This is a genomic window from Candidatus Magnetaquicoccus inordinatus (assembly GCF_004217665.1).
Classification (GTDB): domain Bacteria; phylum Pseudomonadota; class Magnetococcia; order Magnetococcales; family Magnetaquicoccaceae; genus Magnetaquicoccus; species Magnetaquicoccus inordinatus.
In genome coordinates this window covers 3,193-5,421 of the sequence record NZ_RXIU01000180.1, presented here as the reverse complement: position 1 = coordinate 5,421, position 2,229 = coordinate 3,193, and the positions used below count along the sequence as shown (strand labels likewise).

At 50.8% G+C, this 2,229-nt stretch carries 1 protein-coding gene; it reads left to right on the top strand.

The genetic code is table 11. From position 1 onward, the window contains the following. On the top strand, positions 1-2,229 hold a 2,229-nt coding region (locus EJP87_RS12040; RefSeq protein WP_193771336.1), incomplete at both ends, for an HD domain-containing phosphohydrolase.

Here is a 2,229-nt window from a genome sequence, read left to right as displayed (position 1 = left end):
TCATCGTTGCGCACGATGCCAAGAAAAATTCATCCACTGGCAAAGATGTCTCTTTTCGTCCCTATTGGCAGCAATCCATATCCGGCATGATCAGTGTTTATGCAGCGGTAGGCAGCAACAGCAATGAGCGTGGTCTCTATGTTTCGGCACCATTGCGGGAAAACAATGATCCAGACAGCGAGGTAATCGGAGTAGTAGCCATCAAGCTGTTGGCTGATTTTTTGGATGAGGAGTTGATCGCCATGGGCTCCAAGGTTTTATTGTTGAGCCCGCAATCGATTGTGTATGCTGCTTCGGAGAGGGAGTGGCTCTATCAGATTGCCACTGAGCCGACGGCAGATTTGCTCTCTGCCATTGCCGAGTTGAAGCAGTTTGGGCGCATGTTTGAAAAGAATCCGCCCAAGCGATTGGCCATCGATTTGAATAAGGGGTTTACGACTATCGACGGGGTGCGTTATGCGGTGATGCAAAGCAATATTGATTGGCATGATCCGGTTGGCTTATGGCGTTTAGTGATTCTGCAGGATACCAGTGAATGGAGCTCGCTTTCGCGACGTTTGATTATAGATGTACCGGCTGGTTTGGGTGCGGCCTTTTTGTTTCTTTTTTTGTTGGTTCGCAAGCGGGCACGCATTCGTGATTTGCGCAATCAGGAGGAGTTGCGCAAGGTGCATCAAAAACTGGAGGAGCATGCCAATCAATTGGAAGAGGATGTGGCGTTGCGCACCAAGGATTTGGTGGCCAGCCAGGGCAAGTTGGAAAATTTGATACGCACCGGTTTGGAGTTGGGACGCGAGCAAGATCGGATGGCCTTGCTGCGCAAAATTTTGTTTGGAGGGCGTGATTTGCTCCATTGTGATGCGGGCACGCTTTATCTGGTCACCGAACAAAAAACACTGGCTTTTACCATGCTTACCAATGAAGAGGATGAGTTACCATCATTTGAGATTCCTCTGTATGATGCGCAGGGTCAACCGGTGGAGCGTTATATTTCGACCTGGTGTGCTTTGCACAATCAACCGGTGATTATTGATGACATTTATCAGGAGAGTCATTTTGATGTGAGCGGGACCAAGCGTTTTGACCAGCAGAGTGGTTATCGCACGGTTTCCATGTTGACGGTACCTTTGGCGCCCCGGGAAGGTGAGGTTATTGGTGTTTTGCAATTTTTGAATGCTCTTGACCCAGAGACCCAGCAGATTACCACTTTTCATCCTGAGCTGGTACGTTTTGTGACGGCGATGGCGGCGCAGGCGGCGGTTGCGTTGGACAATCACAAGCTGATTGAGTCGCAAAAGGCGTTGATGGATTCGTTGATCAAGCTAGTTGCAGGCGCCATCGACACCAAGAGTCCTTATACGGGTGGCCACTGTGAGCGGGTTCCTGAGTTGGGCATTATGTTGGCTGAAGAGGCGTGTCAGGTGAGCAGTGGGGAGTTGGCAGAGTTTCGGTTGCAGGGGGAGGCTGAGTGGCGGGAGTTTCGCATCGGGGCATGGTTGCACGACTGCGGCAAGGTAACCACACCGGAGTATGTGGTGGACAAAGGCAGTAAGTTGGAGACCATCTATAACCGGATTCATGAGGTACGCATGCGTTTTGAGGTATTGTTGCGTGATGCCAAAATTGCCATGTTGGAGAGTGTTGCCGAGGGTGTAGATCCGGAGGAGGCGGAGCGGCAGTTTGCCGAGCGTCGGCAGCAGCTTGTGGAGGATTTTGCTTTTGTTGCCGAGTGCAATCAGGGTGATGAATATACTTCGCCGGAGCGGATTCAGCGTTTGCGTGAGCTTGCCGAGTTGAGTTGGGTACGTCATTTTAACGATCGTTTGGGGTTATCGCATGTGGAGTTGATGCGTTACGCTGGTGAACCGCCTGAGTTGCCGGTACAAGAAAAGCTATTGACCGATCGGCCTGAGCATATTGTTCCGCGCAGTGATTTTAAGTTCAGCGATCCGCGGTATGGTTTTCAGGTCAAGGTACCGGAACATTTATACAATTATGGCGAGCTTTACAATTTGTGCATTGGGCGTGGTACTTTGACTGAGGAGGAGCGTTTTAAGATCAACGAGCATGTCATTCAGACCATCATGATGTTGGAGCAGTTACCGTTGCCCAAGGATATGCGTCGGGTACCGGAGTATGCGGGTTCGCATCATGAGACGTTGATTGGCACTGGTTATCCGCGCAAGTGGACGAAAGCGGAGCTTTCGATACCGTCGCGGATTATGGCGA